Raw genomic sequence first — 17,055 nt, 5'->3', positions numbered from 1 at the left:
CCACGCAATTGCCCGGACGGGCTTCGGCCAGCGGATCGGATGCGGCCGCCCGGGTGGCGTCCTCCGCCGCCACCGGAACGATGAGAACCAGGCAGGAGATGCCACCGAGCACCGCGACGACACCTGCCGCGGCGCCGACGAGGAACGGTACGTCGCGCTGGTTCGCCCGTGGGGAGGGTGGAGGCGACGACCTCGTCGGCGCGGTGTTCGCCGTTTCCCCCTCAGGCGCCGACCGCTCGATGAACGATGGTTCCCGCCGGGGTGGACTCGTCGCCGAGGAGTGTGGCGGCTCCTCGAGCGGCGGCCGAGCTTCCCGTGCGGGGCGCACCGGCTCGCCGTAGCGGTTCCGGGCGTCGAAATGCGATCCAGGCCCGCGGGTTCCGGCGATCATCGCGATCACGATCACACCGGCGGCGAGCACGGTGACCGCGACCGCGCCGAAGAGCAGATCGGTGTGTAGTGGTGCGGCGGCGAGCACCGCCGAATGCCGCGCATGGGTCATCTGGCCCCCCTGGTCGCCCCGTTCCAGATACCGGTTCGGGGCGGACCGCTGCGGGTCGGCGCCGGAACGCCGGTGCTGGCAAACCGATTCGCCGGAATCAGATCATGTGACACGCGCGAGTGTCAAAGCGAGCGGGAGGGGCGCCGCTCGCGGGTGAGCGGCGAGTGTTGCCAAATATTCGCTGATAGCCCGGGCCGCGCCGTCCGCCGACCCGATTCGACGGTGGCCGCAGAATCTGTCGGCGGCGTGGGGCATCATCTGTGCACGCAGCCAACCACGAAATCGCTCGGAGTCACCATGCCCTCCCCACGAACCAAGCCGCAGCCCTTGTCGGACAGCGAGATTCAACAGATCGCCGCGGACCTCGCCGGTGGCCGACCGCCCATGGTGTGGTTCACCGCCGCCGCGGTCGGCGTTCCGGAGGGGCGCTCGGGCAAGGTGATCGCGCTCGGCGACCCGGCCGACGGTGACTTCTTGCAGGTCCGCCCGACCGGATCGAAGGATGTGCTGTCCTTCTCTCCCACCGAGGTCACCTTGACCAAGCCGCCCCGAGGGGCCGCGGGCCCCACCACCGGGCCGAAGTCGACAACAAGGAAGGAATCCCCTGTGACCCAGTCGCCGTCCACGACGAGCACCGCGACCCAGCCCGTCGAGGCGAGCGCCCTTGCACCGCAGGCAACGCCGAAGCCGGTGGAGGCCCCGGCGAGCCGCGCCGACAGCGCGGGGAAGCCGGCCCCCGCGGCTGCCGCGGCCAAACCCGCCAAGGCGGCCGCCGCGCGCAAGGCCAAGGCGCCCGAGGTCACCGTGACGCTGACCGGCACCGCCGACGGCGAGTGGTCCATCGACGTGGTCAGCGGTAAGAAGCGCACCCTGCGCAGCCTTCCGGTCGCCGGTTCCGCGGTCGCGCAGGCGGCGAAGATCCTGCATCCGGAGGTCGCCGAGGTGGTCGCGGGGGTCTTGGAGGCCTTGCGCGGGGTGCAGGAGGCCAAGGTGCAGCAGTTACAGGCCGAGCTCGAGGAGGCCAAGCGCCTGCTCGACGAGCTCAGCGATTGAGTCACACCGCCGGACTGGTGGATCGAGTGGCCGTGCGCCAGATGCGGCGCTCGGTGTCGGTGGGCGCGCGCCGCACGTCGTCGTGGAACGCGTAGCCCATCGAGTACTGCTTCGCGTGGTACATGGCCGCGTCCGCATCCCGGAGCAGGCTGTGGACGTCGGTGTGCGCGCCGCGCGGACCGACGCACGCGACGCCGACGCTCGCGGTGATCGGGATCTCGCCCGCGCTCAGCCCGAACGGCCGCACGAACGCGCCGAGCAGACGCTCGGCGAGCACGGCTGCCTCCGGACGGGCGAGCGGGGAGAGCACGACGAATTCGTCGCCGCCGTAGCGAGTCACCACGTCGTCGCGGCGCACCACCCGCCGGATCCTGGCCGCCGCCGTGGCGATCAGTTCGTCGCCGACGGCGTGCCCGTAGCTGTCGTTGACCCGCTTGAATCCGTCGAGGTCGATGAACAGCAGGCAGATCGGTTGCTCGGCCCACTGTTCCCCGCGCTGCCGCAGGGCGCGCAGCAGCGCGGCGCGGTTCAGCAGTCCGGTGAGCATGTCGTGGTCGGCCTGGTATTGCGCGCGCCGCTCGCTGCGGGCGCTGCGCACGATCGCGCGTTCACTGCGCACCAGCATGCCGATCAGCAGCAGCGCGAACAGCGACGACACCACCACGCGATCGAGCGGGTGGAGACTGGACCCCACGACCGGCACCAGCGAGGCCACGATCAGCGCGATCGCGATGAGGCTGGCGCGTTGTCTGGAGTGGTGCGGGTGGATGCGCCGCGGCGTGCCGAGGGTGGCCATGGTGGGGTGCAGCGCCGCGACGCCCACGGTGGCGTAGGCGGCGAGCAGGGGAGCCAGCAGCATCTCGCGCCCGAGCGCGGTCGCGCCCGCGGTCTCCAGGCTGTAGCCCAGGTCGCCGAGCAGCAGTGCGACCAGTCCGGCGTGCAGCAGCCAGAGCGAGGTCTCCGCGCGCGTCGAGGTGGCCATCGAGTGCGCGACCAAGGTCAGCAGCGCCGCGTCGAGCACCGGGTAGGTCGCCGCGACCAGTACGTCCAAGCCGGTCTGGGTCGACTGCAGGATCGGTGAGATGAGGAAGGTCCAGGAGGCCAGCAGCGCGCCGAGGCCGATGAGGGCCGAGTCCAGCAGCAGGTCGTAGTCGCCGTGCACTTGGCGCGGCCACAACCAGATCAGCGCCGCGATCCCGACGCCGAGATAACCGAGCAGGGTGAACGCGTCGTCGAGCGGATGGACCGCGTGGTCGCCGACGTCACGCAGCGTGGTGCCGGAGGCGAACAGCACCGCCGAACCGGACAGCAGATACCACGGCAGCGGATGAGCCGGCTGGTGCGTGCGCACTCCGACGGCGATCATGGCGAGCGTCTCGCCGACGATGATCACCATCGTCACGAGCGCCGCCACCTGTGAGTCGAGCGCCAGATGGACCGCGATCGCGGCCCCGCTTCCCCCCAGAAGCACCGCGTACCAGCCGAACCCGAGACTGCGCCGACAGCTGGCCTGTGGCTGTTCACTGGGTGTCATCAGCCCCCCTTGGTCGCTCCGTCCCCGGTGAACCGGGCCGCGTAGTAGATCTGTGAATCTTCCACCGCGACTTCGACGTTCGCCTGTTCGTCCAGCACCGCCCGAATGCTGTCGGCGAACGAGAACCGAGTGTTGTTGTACGAGCAGATGTCCCAACCGACCGCCGCACGCTCGCCAACCAAAACCTGGACAACTGATTTGATCATGGCATGGAAGGCCGCCCCTTGGCGGGCACTTGGCGCAACAAGGGTGAAACCCGCGTAGTAGATCGCGTCGCGTGCCGCGTGTTCGGGGTAACGGGCCGCGAAATAGTCCGGACTGATCCACGGCACGGTGTCCAGGTGCCTGGTCAGCGTGGTCACGCCGATCGGCTCCCCATCCGCGTGCGCCACGTACTTCTGCACGCGGGGGTCCACCATCTCCTCCCGGAACTCCTCGGGACGCAGCACCTGCCGTGCGATGGCCTTCGCGCGCAACGGGCCGAACGCCTCCTCGTAGAGGCGGTGGAAGATCTCGATCCGTTCCTCCGGAATCGTCGTCTCGACGGTCACGGAGATCTCGCTCATCGCGGACCCCATGGAATGGTGTGGTAGGCGGCCAGGACCAGCGCGCAGACCGGATCGCCGTCGGAGGCGGCATCCACGGTGCACAGCTGGACCGGGCCGAAGCCACCGCCGCGGCGGCGCGTCATGTCCGCCATGCTGGCCCGGATCAGCGCGGTCACCTCTGCGCTGGTCTCGGCCTCGTGCTCCACGAAAAGCCCGGCGCCGGAGCCGTCGTCGCGCAGCGCCCAGCCGATGCCCGCCGCGGCGGTCGAGCCGCGCCCGTACGCGTGCCGCACGGCGTAAACGCAGTAGAGGCGATCACCCCACGGGATCGGCTTGCGCACCCGGCCGATGCGTTCGACGGTGGCGCGCGGCGGAATGACCGACGACAACCGGATGAGGTTGGCCTCACCCACGCCGAGATCGCGCAGCGCCGCGTCGAACGCCGCCATGGCGGTCGGTCCGACGCCGGTCGCCGCGCCGAGCTCGATCGTCAGCGGCGCCGGGTGCGCCCGGTCCAGCGGCGGCCGCAGCCGATCCGGGCGAGGCCGCGCGCGAAGGTCGCCGCGTGAGGTGTCGTGAACCATGCTGCCCTCCCGATTCGACGCGGCCACAGGATTTGCAGGCCGACTTTGCGTCGAATTCGACTGTGCGTCACGAAGGCCGATCGCGCACCCGAGCGCGCCGAAAACACAGCTCGGGCGGCGTGTCTCGTAACCTGACACGACCGAGGAAGAACAGCGAGGAACCGAGTTTGCGGACATGGGTGGCGCCGGGGCGGGTCAACATCATCGGTGAGCACACCGACTACAACGAGGGCTACGTGCTGCCGATCGCACTACCGCTGGTGGTGCGGTGCACGGCGGCGGCGCGCACCGACGGGCGGGTGTGGGTCGGCTCGCGGCAGCGGGACGAGCCGGTCCTCGCGGCGGTGTCCGACCTGGCGGGTCAGCGGGAGCTGGTGCCCGGATGGGCGCGCTATCCGCTCGGGGTGGTCGCCGAGTTCACCCGGCGCGGGCACCGGATCCCCGGCGTGGATCTCGACCTCGACGGTGCGGTGCCGATCGGGGCGGGGCTGTCGTCCTCGGCAGCCCTGTCCTGCGCGGTGGCCGTCGCGCTGCGTGACCTGTTCGCACCCGAGCTCTCGGACCGGGCATTGATCGACATCGCCCGCGCCGCCGAGAACGATTACGTCGGCGCCCCCACCGGCTTACTCGACCAGTCGGCCGCGATGCTGTGCACGGCCGGGCACGCGCTGTTGCTGGACGTGCGAGCATTCGCCGCCGACACCACCGCGCCGCGCGGGCACGAGCAGATCCCGTTCGACCTGGGCGGCTTCGGACTCGAACTGCTGGTGATCGATACCGGGCAGCCGCACGAACTGGTCGACGGCGGCTACGCCGAGCGTCGCGCACAGTGCGCGGCGGCGGCCGCGGCGCTCGGCGTCACCACCTTGCGCGACGTGGCGTCCGCGGCGGACGCCGACCGGATCGCCGACGACGTGCTGCGCCGCCGGGCCAGGCACGTCGTGACCGAGAACGCCAGGGTGCTCACGGTTGCCGAGAAATTGCGGAAGGGAGTAGACCCCCGGGGCATCGGCCCGATACTGACCGCCGGGCACGCCTCGCTGCGCGACGACTTCGAGGTGTCCACTCCGGCCCTGGACGCGGCGGTCGACGCGGCGCTGGCGGCGGGGGCGCACGGCGCGCGGATGGTCGGCGGCGGCTTCGGCGGAAGCGCCATCGCGCTGGTCGATCACGACCGCGCCGCGGCGGTGGCGCGAGCGGTGGCACGGCGTTTCGCCGCATCGGATCTTCCCGCTCCGCGCACGTTCGTGGTGGTTCCCGCCGCGGGAGCCCACCGAATCGGCTGAGCGACCGTCCAGAATTTGTGCGCGAATGTGCCACGCCGGTCGGGCATGATCACGCACAGTAGGTGTCAGCCGACACCATTCGGCGGGGCGACGAGAGGTCGTGCGCACCGGGCAGGACCAGCACGACGCACGACCTTCCCGCGACGAACGATCTCGCTCGACGCCCCGGTTTCACCGCCAGGAGGAACGCTGTGCCGCTCGCCGATCCACCCGTTCTCGCTGCCGCGCCGATCGCGTCCGACCTGCACCTGGTGGCCTCGTCCCCGCACCTGCAGGCCGCCGAGACGCTACGCCTGGACGCGCAGCCGGTCGACTACGCGCTGGTGGCACTGTATTTCGTGTTCGTGCTCGGCATCGGCCTGCTGGCCAGGCAGCGAGTGTCCTCCAGCATCGACTTCTTCCTGTCCGGGCGCTCGCTTCCCGCTTGGGTGACCGGTCTGGCGTTCATTTCGGCCAACCTCGGCGCCGTCGAGATCATGGGCATGTCCGCCAACGGCGCGGAGTACGGGTTCCCGACCTTCCACTACTTCTGGATCGGCGCGATACCGGCCATGCTGTTCCTCGGCGTGGTGATGATGCCGTTCTACTACGGCTCCAAAGTGCGCAGCGTGCCGGAGTTCATGCGCAGGCGTTTCGGCACGGGCGCCCACCTGGTGAACGCGCTGAGTTTCGCCGTAGCTCAGATCCTCATCGCCGGGGTCAACCTGTATCTGCTCGGATCCATCCTGAACGTGCTGCTGGGCTGGCCGCTGTGGGTGTCGGTGATCGTGGCCGCCGTGATCGTGCTCTCCTACATCACCCTCGGCGGTCTGTCGGCCGCGATCTACAACGAGGTGCTCCAATTCTTCGTCATCGTGGCCGCGCTGCTGCCGCTCACCCTGGTCGGCCTGCACAAGGTCGGCGGCTGGGAGGGGCTGCAGGACAAGGTCGGCGCGTCACCGGGCGGCGCGGAACAATTGGAGTCCTGGGCGGGCAACGCGCTCAGCGGGTTCGCCAACGACTTCCTCTCGATCCTCGGCATCGTGTTCGGACTGGGTTTCGTGCTCTCGTTCGGGTACTGGACCACGAACTTCGTCGAAGTGCAGCGCGCGATGGCGACGCACTCCATCTCGGCGGCGCGGCGCACGCCGATCATCGGCGCCTACCCGAAGATGTTCATCCCGCTGATCGTGGTGATCCCGGGCATGATCAGCGCCGTCCTGGTGCCGCAGATGGCGGAGTACAAGGCGGCGGTCACCGCGAATCCCGACGTGGACAGCGACACCACCTACAACCAGGCGCTGCTGTACCTGATGAAGGACGTGCTGCCCAACGGCCTGCTCGGCGTGGGGCTCGCCGGCCTGCTCGCGGCGTTCATGGCGGGCATGGCGGCCAACATCTCCGCGTTCAACACGGTGTTCAGCTACGACCTGTGGCAGCAGTACGTGCGCCGCGACCGCCCGGACGGCTACTACCTCGGCGTGGGCAGGCTGGCCACCGTCGGGGCGACCGTGGCCGCGATCTTCACCGCGTTCATCGCCTCCGGGTTCAGCAACATGATGGACTACCTGCAAACGCTGTTCAGCTTCTTCAACGCGCCGCTGTTCGCCACCTTCATCCTCGGCATGTTCTGGAAACGGATGACACCGACAGCGGGCTGGATGGGCCTGGTCTGCGGAACCGCTTCGGCGATCGCGGTCTTCATCCTGCACGAGATGAAGGTGTTCGAGTTGTCCGGCCAAGGCGCGAGTTTCGTGGCCGCCGGTGTCGCGTTCGTGGTCGACATCGTGGTCAGCGTCGCCGTCACCCAGGTGACGCAGCCGAAACCCGCGTCGGAACTGGTCGGGCTGGTGTACTCGGAGACCCCGAAGGAGATCCGCACCGACCCGGAGGCCGGTTCGCTGCCTTGGTACCAGCGCCCGGTCCTGCTCGCGGGCATCGCGCTCGTGCTCGTGATCGCGCTCAACATTCTCGTCGGATAGGGAGCCCCGCAATGCTTTTCGATATCCGTACCATCGTCGGCGCGTTGCTCGGCTGCTACGCGATCGTTCTCGTCGTCACGAGCCTGGTGGACGACACCGCGGCCCAGCAGGCCAAGACCGGCGGCGTCGAGGTGAATCTGTGGGCCGGGCTCGGTATGGGCGCCGTCGCCGCGGCCTTCGTGGCCTGGGCGCTGCTGCGCCCGGTCCAGGTGCCGCCCGAACCGCACACCCCCGCGGACGAGAGCGCCGCTGGCGAGGACTCGGCCTGAGCGACGACGGAGCCCCCGGGCAAGCCGGGGGCTCCGTGGCTGGTCGGACGGATCAGATTCCCGGGCGGTTGGTTTCACCGGGCCATGTGCCGGCTCCGCCGGCACCGGGACGCGGAGTTCCGCCGGGCATGCCGGTTCCGCCCGCGCCTGGGCGAGGAGTCTCACCGGGCAAACTGCCGGTTCCGCCCGCGCCCGGGCGAGGAGTCTCACCCGGCATCGTGCCGGTTCCACCCGCGTCCGGACGCGGGATGTCGCCGCGCCAAGCGCCGGTTTCGTGGCCCTGGCCTTCGATGAAGTGCTTGAAGCGCTGCAAGTCACCGTTCACGCGGTGCTTCAGCACGCCGAGCTTGTCGGCGACGTTCTCCACGAACCCTTCGGGGTCGACGTCCATCTGCGCGGTCACCCTGGTGTGGGTGTCATCGAGCCGATGGAAGGTGACGACGCCCGCGTGCTTCGGCCCGCTGTCGGACTTCCAGGCGACGCGTTCGTCCGGATGCTGCTCGGTGATGGTGGCGTCGAACTCCCGCGTCGACGGGCCGACATGGACACGCCAGTGCATATGCCGGTCATCGAGCTGTTGAACCGCTTCCACACCTTCCATGAACTGCGGAAACGACTCGAACTGCGTCCACTGGTTGTAGGCGGTGCGAACCGGGACCTCGACGTCCACCGTGGCGGCCATTGTGCTCACTTGCTACCCCTTTCCTCGCCCACCCGCACGATCGCACGGACGGGCGTTCTTCGGTTGACAAGCGCTCCCTTGGGGGCGACTCGGGACATTTGATCGCTTACCCGGGCATCGGGAGCACAAACAGGCCCAGCGCCGCGAGGGCTACACCAAGACGGTCGCCGCGTAGGTGTCCAGCTCACGGACCGGTCGCGCCGAAGCCCACGGTTCGAACGTCGCACGGGTCTGCGCGTACGCCTGTCGCAGCCGCGGCGAGGTGTTCTGCGCGGCCAGGCGCAGGGCCCGCTCGGCGGCTTCACACGCGCGGTCGAGATCACGCGAACCTGTCAGCTGCGCGAGGCTGAGATTCCACAACGCCCGGTCACGGGTGGCATGGGCGGGAATGAGCCCGAGCACCCCTTCGATCGTGTCGGCCGCCACACCCAGCTCGCCACCGGTTTCCAGGCAGCGGGCGGTCATGGCGCCGGTCGTCCACGCACTCTGGTAGTAGCAGTACGACTCGTCCGGTGTCGTCTGCTCGACGAACTCGTCGCTGACTGCGATCAGCAGGCGCCACGCGTCGGACTTTCGTCCGTCGGACGCGAACGCCTGTGCCGCGCACAGCTTCCGGAAGTCCTCGACGCGCCTGTCCTGGACGTGCGGGCGCAGCATGCCGTCCGCGATGGCGGCGGCGGTCCGGTATCGGCGCATCTGAACCGCCAACTGCGTGCGGTGGCAGAGGACGCCGGTCGCGATGTCGGTGTCACCGGATTCGTCCGCATGCTGGTAGGCGAGCCGAAACAGCCTGTCGGCCTTGCTCAGGTCGCCCTGATCCCACGCGGACCAAGCGCTGCTGGCCGTGGCCTCTCCGGTCAACGATTGCAGGGCCGGGCGCAGATTCGCCGGGCAGTCGCGCAGCAGCGACGCGCACGTCTGCGCTTGCGCTTCGATGATCGGCCGAGCCGCGTCGGAGCCCAGCTGATCGTCCAGTAGTTGCGCGGTGTGCACGCTGTTGCGCAGATGACCGATCGCGTCCGGGGTGACGGTTGGGGAACCTCCGCTGCCGCTCATTGACGCCGCGCCGATGACCGCACCGGTGGCGGCGATGAAGTCTCGCCGGTTCACGTCTAGGTCTCCAATCAACGCCCGGAAACGCTTTTGTGCCCCATGGTCCGCATCTTCGAGAACCCTGTCCAGCCGCGCTTGGTGGCCGATACCGACCTGACGGTTCGGTCGGCTCTCCCAGAAGCTCACCGTGCGCTGACCACAACGCAGCAGCTCCGCGAGGTCGCTCTGGGTCAATCTGCACGCGTCCCGGAGCGTCTTCACATCCGCGCCGGTCCACATCGTCACCTCTGCCACGGCGCCCCCTTGCCCGCTGGACGGTCATTGCTGCCGATTGCTCGAGCCTGCGTGTGCATTGCCTTCCACCAGGCATAGTGCACCGGCACGCTGGTATCTGTACCCGAAACCGAGAAACGCTGTCGGGCAAACGAACCGCTGTGTGACGGGACGTCGGAAGCGTGCACACGCATTGAGCCGCCTGATGTTCCCGGTCCGGTTCCGGGTCGACCGACGACCGCGAGGGGACCATCAGTGCAGAACAACCCGTACGGGGACACGCCGTCATCCCGCTGCGCCTATTACCGGCAGGTGTGCGATCTGCCCGCAGAGGTGTATCCGCCGCATCCGGGGCGGATCGTGATGCGGACCGGGGCCGTGTGGGCGCTGACGATGCCCGCGTCATCGGGCCGGGACGTGCACGCGTGGATGCACAGCCACGGTCACCGGGCGGGGCCGATCCTGACCCATCCACGGTCGCGCCGGTGGACCTTCCTGATCCGTCCGGATCTGTCCCAGGAGATGGGGCTGTTCGCCGAGATGTTCCGGGTGAACGTGTCCATCGTGGGGGCCGGAGGCGTCGTGGCGCTGCCCGGTCCGGGGCAGCGGCCCGGCCGGTTCCGGGAATGGTTGTCCCCGCCTCGCGATTCGTTCAGGCCTTCCGGGTGGACCGTCGTCGCGGCCATCCGGGACCTTGTGGGCGGGCTGCGGCTGGTGCGGACCCATGCCTGATGCGCCTGCCACGTCCCACGGTCCTTACGACGAACGCGCCGAAGCCGAGATAGCCGTCCTCACCGACACCATCGCCGCCGTCGGCGCGGCACTCACCGACGCCATCCGCCACGGTCGGCGCCCTCGTTGCCGACGGGCCCACGTGATAGCGGTCGTGCTCTACGAGCTGATCGCCAGCGCCCGGACCGCGGCCGGGCCCGAGACCGGTCGTCTCTACGCCGCCCCCATCCTCGATTCTTTCGTCGAGAACCAGCCCACCGTCAACGAATTGTCCCCCCTCGATCTGCTGATCCCGTTCCTCGTCACCCGCCACACCACCTCGGCCTCCTGACGTCGTCGCCCGGACAACCCTTCGCACACCGCGAGGACCACCCGAAACGTGCGAGGACATCCGAGAACGCGCACCGCCATTCTTGCTGCTGCGGCTATGACGCTTTCGTTGTGGCCAATGCCCGAGAACAGCGAGCAGAGGAGGGTCCGAAATGAAGAAGGTCGAGATCTTCGAGATGCCCACCCGAAAGGAAATGCAGAACCCCGAGGCGCTGAGAAGTCGCCTACCGGCCACCAACGGAGGCCGGGGTGATGCGTACGGCGCGTACCAGCTCGCCTGCTTGATGGCCGCCACCCAGGCGGAAGAGAACGGCAACGACGACGAGGACTGTCTGAGCCGGTTCGAGGAGGCGCTACCGAGCTGGTTGAGCAACCTCGGCCTGCGACTGGACGTCCACGCCTACGGCGTCTGCCACATGACGGATGTCGACAGTATCGATCGTGGCGACGCGTCTTCGATCTATTGGACGCTGTCGGGCTTCACAGACCGGTCTCGCATCTACGAGGCCATCGCGTTCCCCTCCGGCACACCGGCGCCTGCCGGCTCGCTGATGGAGCAATACGACGACTGGTCGCAGAACGCCGCCGCGGTAGCGGAGCAGGAATCCACCGACGCGGCGCGCTTCGCCGCGTTCGTGGACACGATGTCGGAATACCTGAACACGTCGGACAAGAAGTTCAGCGGAAGCTCGTTCGGCTACTTCAACAGCACCGGCAGCGAAATCTACACACCGAGCTTGGAAGCAACCGGAATGCTGTGGAGCGTTGCGCCCATGTCCTCCTTCGACGGCCATATGTACGAATGCATCACCGCCCTGCCGAAATAAGCGTTCTTCGCGAGATCGCGTGCCTCGCACACGCCGTGACGTGTGCGAGGAACACGAAAGTGGGCGAGGGCAGTTCCCGGCGCGGGGGTGGGCTCTCTTTCCGGGGCTCGGAGGGCTCGCCGTGCAGGGGCAACAAGGTCTGTCGGTGCCACAGCGGGTCCGGTGGGGCCTGAGAGCAGTGCGAGCGGTTCGGTCGGGCTGATTCGCGTGTCACCACTGATACCGATAGCGGGGCCACGCGACACACGGTCAGGCAGCGGGCCGGACACAAGAGTTGGCTGCTGGCTTGGCGCGGCCTGCGCGGGACGGCAAGCGGTGGGTGTCGGTGACCCGTCGCGGCTGTATCGGGGCGGTCAGTGGTGCAGAGACTACCCACGCGTGACACCGGGCGCTGTGCCCTCTACTCCGGTTATCTCGTCCAGCAGCATCCGCAACGTCAATGAGTGCTTCTCGGGCGGAAGCGTATCCATCGCACTACGCGCCGCTTGGATTCCCTGGGCTCGATCACCGGCTCTCACCAGCATCAGACCCCGGTGCATCTCCAGATGCGCCGCGAAGCGCGGCAGTTCAGCCGGAAGTTCCCTTCGCGCTTGCTCTTGCGACGCCACGGCCGATTTCTCATCTCCGAGCCGTGCCGCCAGCAAGGAGAGGAACACGTTCATGCGCCACCACGGGACGGCGTAGTCAGACGTCTGCTCATAAGACCCGGCCTTGTCGAACACCCGGCGTCCCTCTTCCACGAGAGCGCGTCCCGTCCTGTGGTCACCGCGCAGCACTGCCGCATGCGCCTTGCCCATGATCGCGTTGAGACGCCCCAAGCTCGGCTTGTCCGACAGCGACAGTGCTTGGTCGGCGAAGAGGTCCGCGACCGGCAGCGCCGCACCTTCGTAACCGAGGGCAATGGCTGCCCGCCCGCGCACCCATACTCGGGTCTGCTCGTCCTCGGAACGATCCGCAGCCTCAGCCGCCATGCGATACCAATTGACCGCCTTCGCGCCGTCCGACCCCGGAAAGGTCTTCGCGTACAGGGTCATCAGCCGGGCCGCTGCTGCCCACATCTGCGGGCTGTCCAACTGCTGTTGCAGGATCGCCAAGTCGATGGCCAGGCGCCGTTGGATATCCGCTGCACCGAGGGACATGTAGTCCGTGCCGTAGGCGCTGAGCTTCGCCTGCCATGCCTCGACACTCGGCCCCGCAAGGTCCAGCCGCGCCGAGAACCCGGCCGCCAGAAGGTCGGATGCCACTACCGGCGCGATGCTGGTCGCGGCCACCTGAGCCAGGAATTTCCGTCTGTTCATGCCATCGTCCTCGAAAACAGCCAGAGGCACGTCCAGCACGGCCGATAGATGGCGTAGCCAGAACCGGCTGGGCACCGTGTCTCCGTTCTCCCAACGCCTCGAGATGTACTCCCGAGAGATACTCGCCCCCGAGTGGGCAGCCAGTTCGTCCGCCAACCTGCCTTGCGACCATCCCCGCGCCTTCCGCAGTTCACGGATCAACTCGCCCACACCCATAGGCCGATCATCTCCCGTTTCAGCAGCCCGCGGAAGGATCAACCGCAGCCACAACCCCAAGTGCCACTACCAATGCCACTGCTGGCAGCCCTCGTAGTGCAGGCATCGGGTGATCCAGCGCGCGATGCCACCCCTCTGTGCCACTGCACAATCCGATCTCCGTGCGTGACGCTCGATTCAGCCCCGACGCCGGGTGCCGCCGGTTCCTCATCCCGGCCCTGCTGGTCGCCCGAGGATGGGCGGCTGGCGGTTGGGCCTCGGCGTCGGGTGCACACCAGTGCATCGAGCAGGGGAGCCGATTGTGGATTCATCGAAACATGCTGGGCACACACCATTGTCGTTGTGCCACTTCTACCGGCACGTGTGTGACCTGCCCGCCGAAGTCCACCCACCGCATCTAGGCCGGATCACGCTACGCGCGGGGCGGGTCTGTGGGTTGATGATGCCCGCGTTCATCGGCTCGGAAGTCAAAGCGTGGATGCACCGCACGGGCCAGCCGTCCGGACCGGTGCTGACGCATCCGCGTTCGCAGCGCTGGACGTTCCTCACCGGGCCGGACCTGCCGGAGGACATTCGATTGTTCGCGGAGATGTCGCGGCTGGGTGTCTCTATCCTCCGTGCCGGAGAGATCGCGTTACCCAGTCCCGGACAGCGCCCCGGCTTATTCCGAGCGTGGGTGCAGCCTCCCCGGGATTCCTATCGGCCGCCAGGACGGGTTGTGGTCGAGGCGATCCGGGGGTGTGCCGCCCAGCACACCCGGCAGCGACGGCGGGTGATGGTCTATGCCTGAACACGCCAACCCTGTGGTGCCGTACGGGTGTGATCCGGCTTGTGGGCCGTGGATCACCGTCGAACAATGCGGCTTGTTCACCTTTCACCAGGAGACCGGCGAGGTGTTGTCGGTGAAGTGCCCTTCCATTCATTGCTTCGGGCAGATGGTGAAGATCGTCCACGGCCGCATGGCCCACCACGAATTCCCGATGGACATCGCCCCCGGAGGCCGGAAATGCCCGTGGATCGGTACCCGCGTCGTGTTCGACCACGTCCGCGATCTCGACCTCGCTGCCCAGCCTGCCCCACCACCGCAGGCGGGTCGATGATCGGTGACCAGGACGCCGAGCGCTCCGCAGCCGAACTCGACGTCCTCACCGACGTGATCGGCACGCTTGTGACCGCCACTGCGGATGCCGTGCGCGCCGGGATGAGCGACACCACCCGTGTTCGTGTGATGGCGAAGGTGGTCTTCGAACTGATCAGCAGTGCCCGCACCGCCGCCGGGCCGCACACCGGACGGCTGTATGCCGCCCCGGTACTCGATCCGATCATCGACAACATCTCGGCCGCCGATGACATCACCCTTCTGGACCTGTTGATTCCCGCGATCATCGGCCAGCACCTCGACCGCACCTGAACCGCCCGGACCGCCCCACACGAATAGCCGTCCCCTGGTCCCCCTTTGCGCCGCAGGGTACGTAGGCACATGAGGGGGAGGCTGTGCGGACGGGACTCCGCATCGGTGTACCGCAAACCGATCCCGCCGCCAGCCACCCCGCTCTTGAAACTTATTGCACAACAGTCTTATTCAGGGCCGGTCGAACTGTTCAGCGAAAGGTTCTCACATGCAACCCGACACAACCGAACCGCATCACTGCCCCGCAGAAATCAACGACACCACCCGCATGCGATGAGTTCACCCCTGCCGGACGAACCCGACGTGCATCTGATCGTGCGGATGCGTGGCTACCACTTGCATTGCGCGGCGTGCCTACTACGGCTCTGGTCTTCGTGCAAGGCGAAGGTATCCACCGTTGCACCGACGCCGTATCTGTCGCCAGCGGCAGAACCGATCGGTTGCCCCGGTTGCCGTGTGAACGCCTGTATGTCGAGCGGTGATGCGACACCCGCCTCTCAGCCCGTCGCTTGCCCGCAGGCCCGTGCGGACGCGACACTGACCTGTTCGGGAGACATGCCCAAGAAGGAGGTAGCCGTGGAGAATGACGAGCAGATGACCATGGATCTCGGCGTAGAGATCCATGTAGACGAGAAGCTGGTGCAGCAGCGGCAGGCATGGACCGCGTGGATAGCGCCGGAGCGCATGAAATCGCAAATCCGGAAATTCCTCACAGAGACGCTTCCAGATGTGCACCCGGAACGATCACCGTGCCCTTGGTGGGAGCGTCCGTTACTGTCCCGTATCGAGGAAGCGGCCGACACCGTTTTTCTGGACAAGCTCGCGATTCTGTCACCCGAGAATTTCGACACCGTCGACCAGTATGCCCGTTTCCTGGGTGATTATTTCGTGCGGCAGGCCGGGGCGCAATGGTTCGACGCACCTGCTTCCAGTGCCCCGATATACGAGGCAATCGGTCCGAGTCTGCGTTTCGACTACACCGATGACGTTTTCAGCGTGCTTTATCTCGTGCAGTGGGCGATCGAGGAAGGCTGCTCGGATGTGACGATGGAAGCTCACAGCATGGGCCTGGACTGGACTGACTGGAAGACCCATTCCCGCCCGTGATGGTTTGCAGCCCAATATCTTCCATCTAACTTTTGCTCCACCGGGGGGGCTGACCGATGTCCGTCGATGATGCCAGGCGCCGGGAGGAAGACCGCGAGAGATTCCGCCGACAGGAGGCGCAAAGCAAACAGCGCGGCCGGGACAACCCGCAGAAAGGGGAGCGGTTTCACCGGGGTATGGCGCAGATGCGCGGCGAGACCCGCGAAAACGGGTGGGTTCGCGAGCACAGAGAGTGCACCTCGGAAGGAAACCGCCGTATCGACCAGGCTCGGGTGTACACCGAGCGTGGAGAACGTGCATTCACCGAATACAAGTCCGGCCGCGTCGATGACACGAAAGGGGTACGCAAGCAACTCGCCATCGACCGGCATCTACTTGAAACGGATAGATATCGTACCGGCGCGTGGGTAACCGTCCAGGGTAAGCATATCCCGCAGGAAATCCGTGCTTTGCTCCGGCAGATGGAGCAGGACTTCAAAGGCCGATTCCAGCACATTGAGGTATCGCAAGAAATGGCCGTACAGGCCATCGACCTGGGCAAAAACCTGGAGCTGGTTCAACAGCTCGAACTGCCCGGTGTCGGCGAGCAGGCCCTACAGCAGAAGGCGCAGCAGCGCGACCAGCAGACGAAAGCCGCAGCGCTGGCGAAGAAGGCACAAGAGCGAGCCGAGAAATTCCGGAAGATTCGGCAGTTCCGGGAAGCCGCTGCGCGTGGCCGGGCGGATGCGCCGCAGCAAGTCGAACGCGACCGGCAGGTCCGAGAAGAAGCCGAGCGAGCCAGGCACGCACGCCAGACGCCGGAAACCGAGCGGGCACGGATCGAACGGGAGGCCGCCGAACGGGTGGCGCAGGAGTTCCCGGTGCCCAGCCGGTATCAGGAACGCGAAACCCCCGATACCGGAGAGCAAGCGGCCCGAGAGGCAGCCGAAGCCGCCAGCGTTGAGCGCGAAGCAGCCGAGGCGCGCGCAGTGGCAGCCGACAAGGAACGTGAGGCGGCGTTCCAGGCGCTGGACGAGGCGCGGAACACGGCTTTCAAAGAACTGGACGAGAAAGGTCGTCTGTCGGAGGTCGAAAAACCGCTCTGGTTGGGACAGGCACATCCCCCACAAGCAGCGGTGAGGCAGCTGCCCGGTCACGCGCCGAGCGTTGAGCGTGGCGGCACTGGGCAAGGACACGACCGCTCGCGCGGAGTAGCTCGTGAACAGTAACCGTCCGCGCTCGATCGGCCCACAGTTGGACCGTCGGGTGCGTCGGCGCCTGGCGGTCCTTCGCCAACTCCCTATCGGTGCGAGTGCGGCTCCGGTGCAGGTTGGAATCCCCTGAACCGGAGCCGCCGTGACCAGCTCACTCTATCTGCAAAGTTCCTGGTCTACAGTAAGCTTCAGGACT

17 protein-coding genes and 2 pseudogenes are annotated in these 17,055 nt (G+C 67.4%); 12 read left to right on the top strand and 7 right to left on the bottom strand.

Features of this window, described 5'->3' with window-relative positions:
* Nucleotides 1–799 precede the first annotated feature (799 nt).
* Nucleotides 800–1,555 (top strand): DUF6319 family protein, encoded by a 756-nt coding sequence (locus GVY39_RS04320; RefSeq protein ID WP_159920921.1) that lies wholly within the window; start codon nucleotides 800–802, stop codon nucleotides 1,553–1,555.
* A gap of 1 nt (nucleotide 1,556) precedes the next feature.
* Here the strand turns inward: GVY39_RS04320 and GVY39_RS04315 are convergent, their stop codons facing one another.
* The 3 genes from GVY39_RS04315 to GVY39_RS04305 are packed head-to-tail and all read right to left on the bottom strand — an operon-like array spanning nucleotide 1,557 to nucleotide 4,221.
* On the bottom strand, nucleotides 1,557–3,089 hold the full coding sequence (locus GVY39_RS04315) for a GGDEF domain-containing protein (RefSeq protein WP_159920923.1): 1,533 nt from the start codon (nucleotides 3,087–3,089) through the stop codon (nucleotides 1,557–1,559).
* The gene (locus GVY39_RS04310) at nucleotides 3,089–3,655 is read right to left on the bottom strand and encodes a hypothetical protein (protein ID WP_159920925.1); all 567 of its coding nucleotides are present in this window, start codon (nucleotides 3,653–3,655) and stop codon (nucleotides 3,089–3,091) included. Before GVY39_RS04310 ends, GVY39_RS04315 begins: the two co-directional genes overlap by 1 nt.
* On the bottom strand, nucleotides 3,652–4,221 hold the full coding sequence (locus tag GVY39_RS04305) for a pyruvoyl-dependent arginine decarboxylase (protein WP_223521298.1): 570 nt from the start codon (nucleotides 4,219–4,221) through the stop codon (nucleotides 3,652–3,654). The genes GVY39_RS04310 and GVY39_RS04305 overlap by 4 nt, the downstream gene beginning before the upstream one ends.
* A gap of 167 nt (nucleotides 4,222–4,388) precedes the next feature.
* On the opposite strand from GVY39_RS04305, the gene galK reads away from it, so the two are divergent.
* The 3 genes from galK to GVY39_RS04290 all read left to right on the top strand — a co-directional run bounded on the left by galK (nucleotide 4,389) and on the right by GVY39_RS04290 (nucleotide 7,737).
* Entirely contained in the window at nucleotides 4,389–5,507 is a 1,119-nt protein-coding gene (galK, locus tag GVY39_RS04300; protein WP_159920927.1) for a galactokinase, read from the top strand.
* A gap of 251 nt (nucleotides 5,508–5,758) precedes the next feature.
* Nucleotides 5,759–7,468, top strand: coding sequence for a sodium:solute symporter family protein (locus GVY39_RS04295; RefSeq protein WP_201295165.1), 1,710 nt, complete (start codon nucleotides 5,759–5,761; stop codon nucleotides 7,466–7,468).
* Between the two features lie 11 nt (nucleotides 7,469–7,479).
* Nucleotides 7,480–7,737, top strand: coding sequence for a hypothetical protein (locus GVY39_RS04290; protein WP_159920929.1), 258 nt, complete (start codon nucleotides 7,480–7,482; stop codon nucleotides 7,735–7,737).
* A gap of 235 nt (nucleotides 7,738–7,972) precedes the next feature.
* On the opposite strand, the pseudogene GVY39_RS04285 reads toward GVY39_RS04290, so the two are convergent.
* Together GVY39_RS04285 and GVY39_RS04280 are read right to left on the bottom strand one after the other, a co-directional pair.
* A pseudogene (locus GVY39_RS04285) lies at nucleotides 7,973–8,419 on the bottom strand (SRPBCC family protein); the annotation flags it as partial.
* Nucleotides 8,420–8,569: 150 nt separating this feature from the next.
* Complete coding sequence (locus GVY39_RS04280; protein ID WP_159920933.1) at nucleotides 8,570–9,529, bottom strand: hypothetical protein; 960 nt, start codon at nucleotides 9,527–9,529, stop codon at nucleotides 8,570–8,572.
* Between the two features lie 471 nt (nucleotides 9,530–10,000).
* Here GVY39_RS04280 and GVY39_RS04275 point away from each other — a divergent pair, with 471 nt between their 5' ends.
* From GVY39_RS04275 to GVY39_RS04265, 3 genes are all read left to right on the top strand, one after another.
* The gene (locus tag GVY39_RS04275) at nucleotides 10,001–10,477 is read left to right on the top strand and encodes a DNA-directed RNA polymerase subunit beta (protein ID WP_159920935.1); all 477 of its coding nucleotides are present in this window, start codon (nucleotides 10,001–10,003) and stop codon (nucleotides 10,475–10,477) included.
* Nucleotides 10,470–10,808 carry a hypothetical protein gene (locus GVY39_RS04270; RefSeq protein ID WP_159920937.1) on the top strand — a complete coding sequence of 113 codons (339 nt, stop codon included), beginning with the start codon at nucleotides 10,470–10,472 and terminating at the stop codon, nucleotides 10,806–10,808. Before GVY39_RS04275 ends, GVY39_RS04270 begins: the two co-directional genes overlap by 8 nt.
* A 151-nt stretch (nucleotides 10,809–10,959) precedes the next feature.
* Nucleotides 10,960–11,634 carry a hypothetical protein gene (locus GVY39_RS04265; RefSeq protein ID WP_159920939.1) on the top strand — a complete coding sequence of 225 codons (675 nt, stop codon included), beginning with the start codon at nucleotides 10,960–10,962 and terminating at the stop codon, nucleotides 11,632–11,634.
* 368 nt (nucleotides 11,635–12,002) lie between these two features.
* On the opposite strand, the gene GVY39_RS04260 is transcribed toward GVY39_RS04265, so the two are convergent.
* Together GVY39_RS04260 and GVY39_RS34230 are read right to left on the bottom strand one after the other, a co-directional pair.
* A complete protein-coding gene (locus tag GVY39_RS04260; protein ID WP_236565309.1) occupies nucleotides 12,003–12,932 on the bottom strand; it encodes a hypothetical protein in 930 nt (309 codons plus the stop codon).
* A 27-nt stretch (nucleotides 12,933–12,959) separates the two neighbouring features.
* A pseudogene (locus tag GVY39_RS34230) lies at nucleotides 12,960–13,148 on the bottom strand (helix-turn-helix domain-containing protein); the annotation flags it as partial.
* A 301-nt stretch (nucleotides 13,149–13,449) separates the two neighbouring features.
* On the opposite strand from GVY39_RS34230, the gene GVY39_RS04255 reads away from it, so the two are divergent.
* The 5 genes from GVY39_RS04255 (at nucleotide 13,450) to GVY39_RS04235 (ending at nucleotide 16,874) form a co-directional block, all read left to right on the top strand.
* A complete protein-coding gene (locus GVY39_RS04255; protein WP_159920943.1) occupies nucleotides 13,450–13,938 on the top strand; it encodes a DNA-directed RNA polymerase subunit beta in 489 nt (162 codons plus the stop codon).
* Nucleotides 13,931–14,248 (top strand): hypothetical protein, encoded by a 318-nt coding sequence (locus tag GVY39_RS04250; RefSeq protein ID WP_159920945.1) that lies wholly within the window; start codon nucleotides 13,931–13,933, stop codon nucleotides 14,246–14,248. The genes GVY39_RS04255 and GVY39_RS04250 overlap by 8 nt, the downstream gene beginning before the upstream one ends.
* Nucleotides 14,245–14,559, top strand: a complete 315-nt coding sequence (locus GVY39_RS04245) for a hypothetical protein (protein WP_159920947.1) — start codon at nucleotides 14,245–14,247, stop codon at nucleotides 14,557–14,559. Before GVY39_RS04250 ends, GVY39_RS04245 begins: the two co-directional genes overlap by 4 nt.
* 576 nt (nucleotides 14,560–15,135) lie before the next feature.
* Nucleotides 15,136–15,666, top strand: coding sequence for a hypothetical protein (locus tag GVY39_RS04240; protein WP_159920949.1), 531 nt, complete (start codon nucleotides 15,136–15,138; stop codon nucleotides 15,664–15,666).
* 56 nt (nucleotides 15,667–15,722) lie between these two features.
* Nucleotides 15,723–16,874: a hypothetical protein gene (locus GVY39_RS04235; protein WP_159920951.1), complete on the top strand. Its 1,152-nt coding sequence runs from the start codon at nucleotides 15,723–15,725 to the stop codon at nucleotides 16,872–16,874.
* Nucleotides 16,875–17,055: the final 181 nt, after the last annotated feature.

The sequence above is a fragment of the Nocardia sp. CY15 genome (assembly GCF_009829295.1).
GTDB classification, from domain to species: domain Bacteria; phylum Actinomycetota; class Actinomycetes; order Mycobacteriales; family Mycobacteriaceae; genus Nocardia; species Nocardia sputi.
Note: the sequence above shows the minus strand (reverse complement) of the source record. Positions and strands in the feature narration are given on the sequence as shown.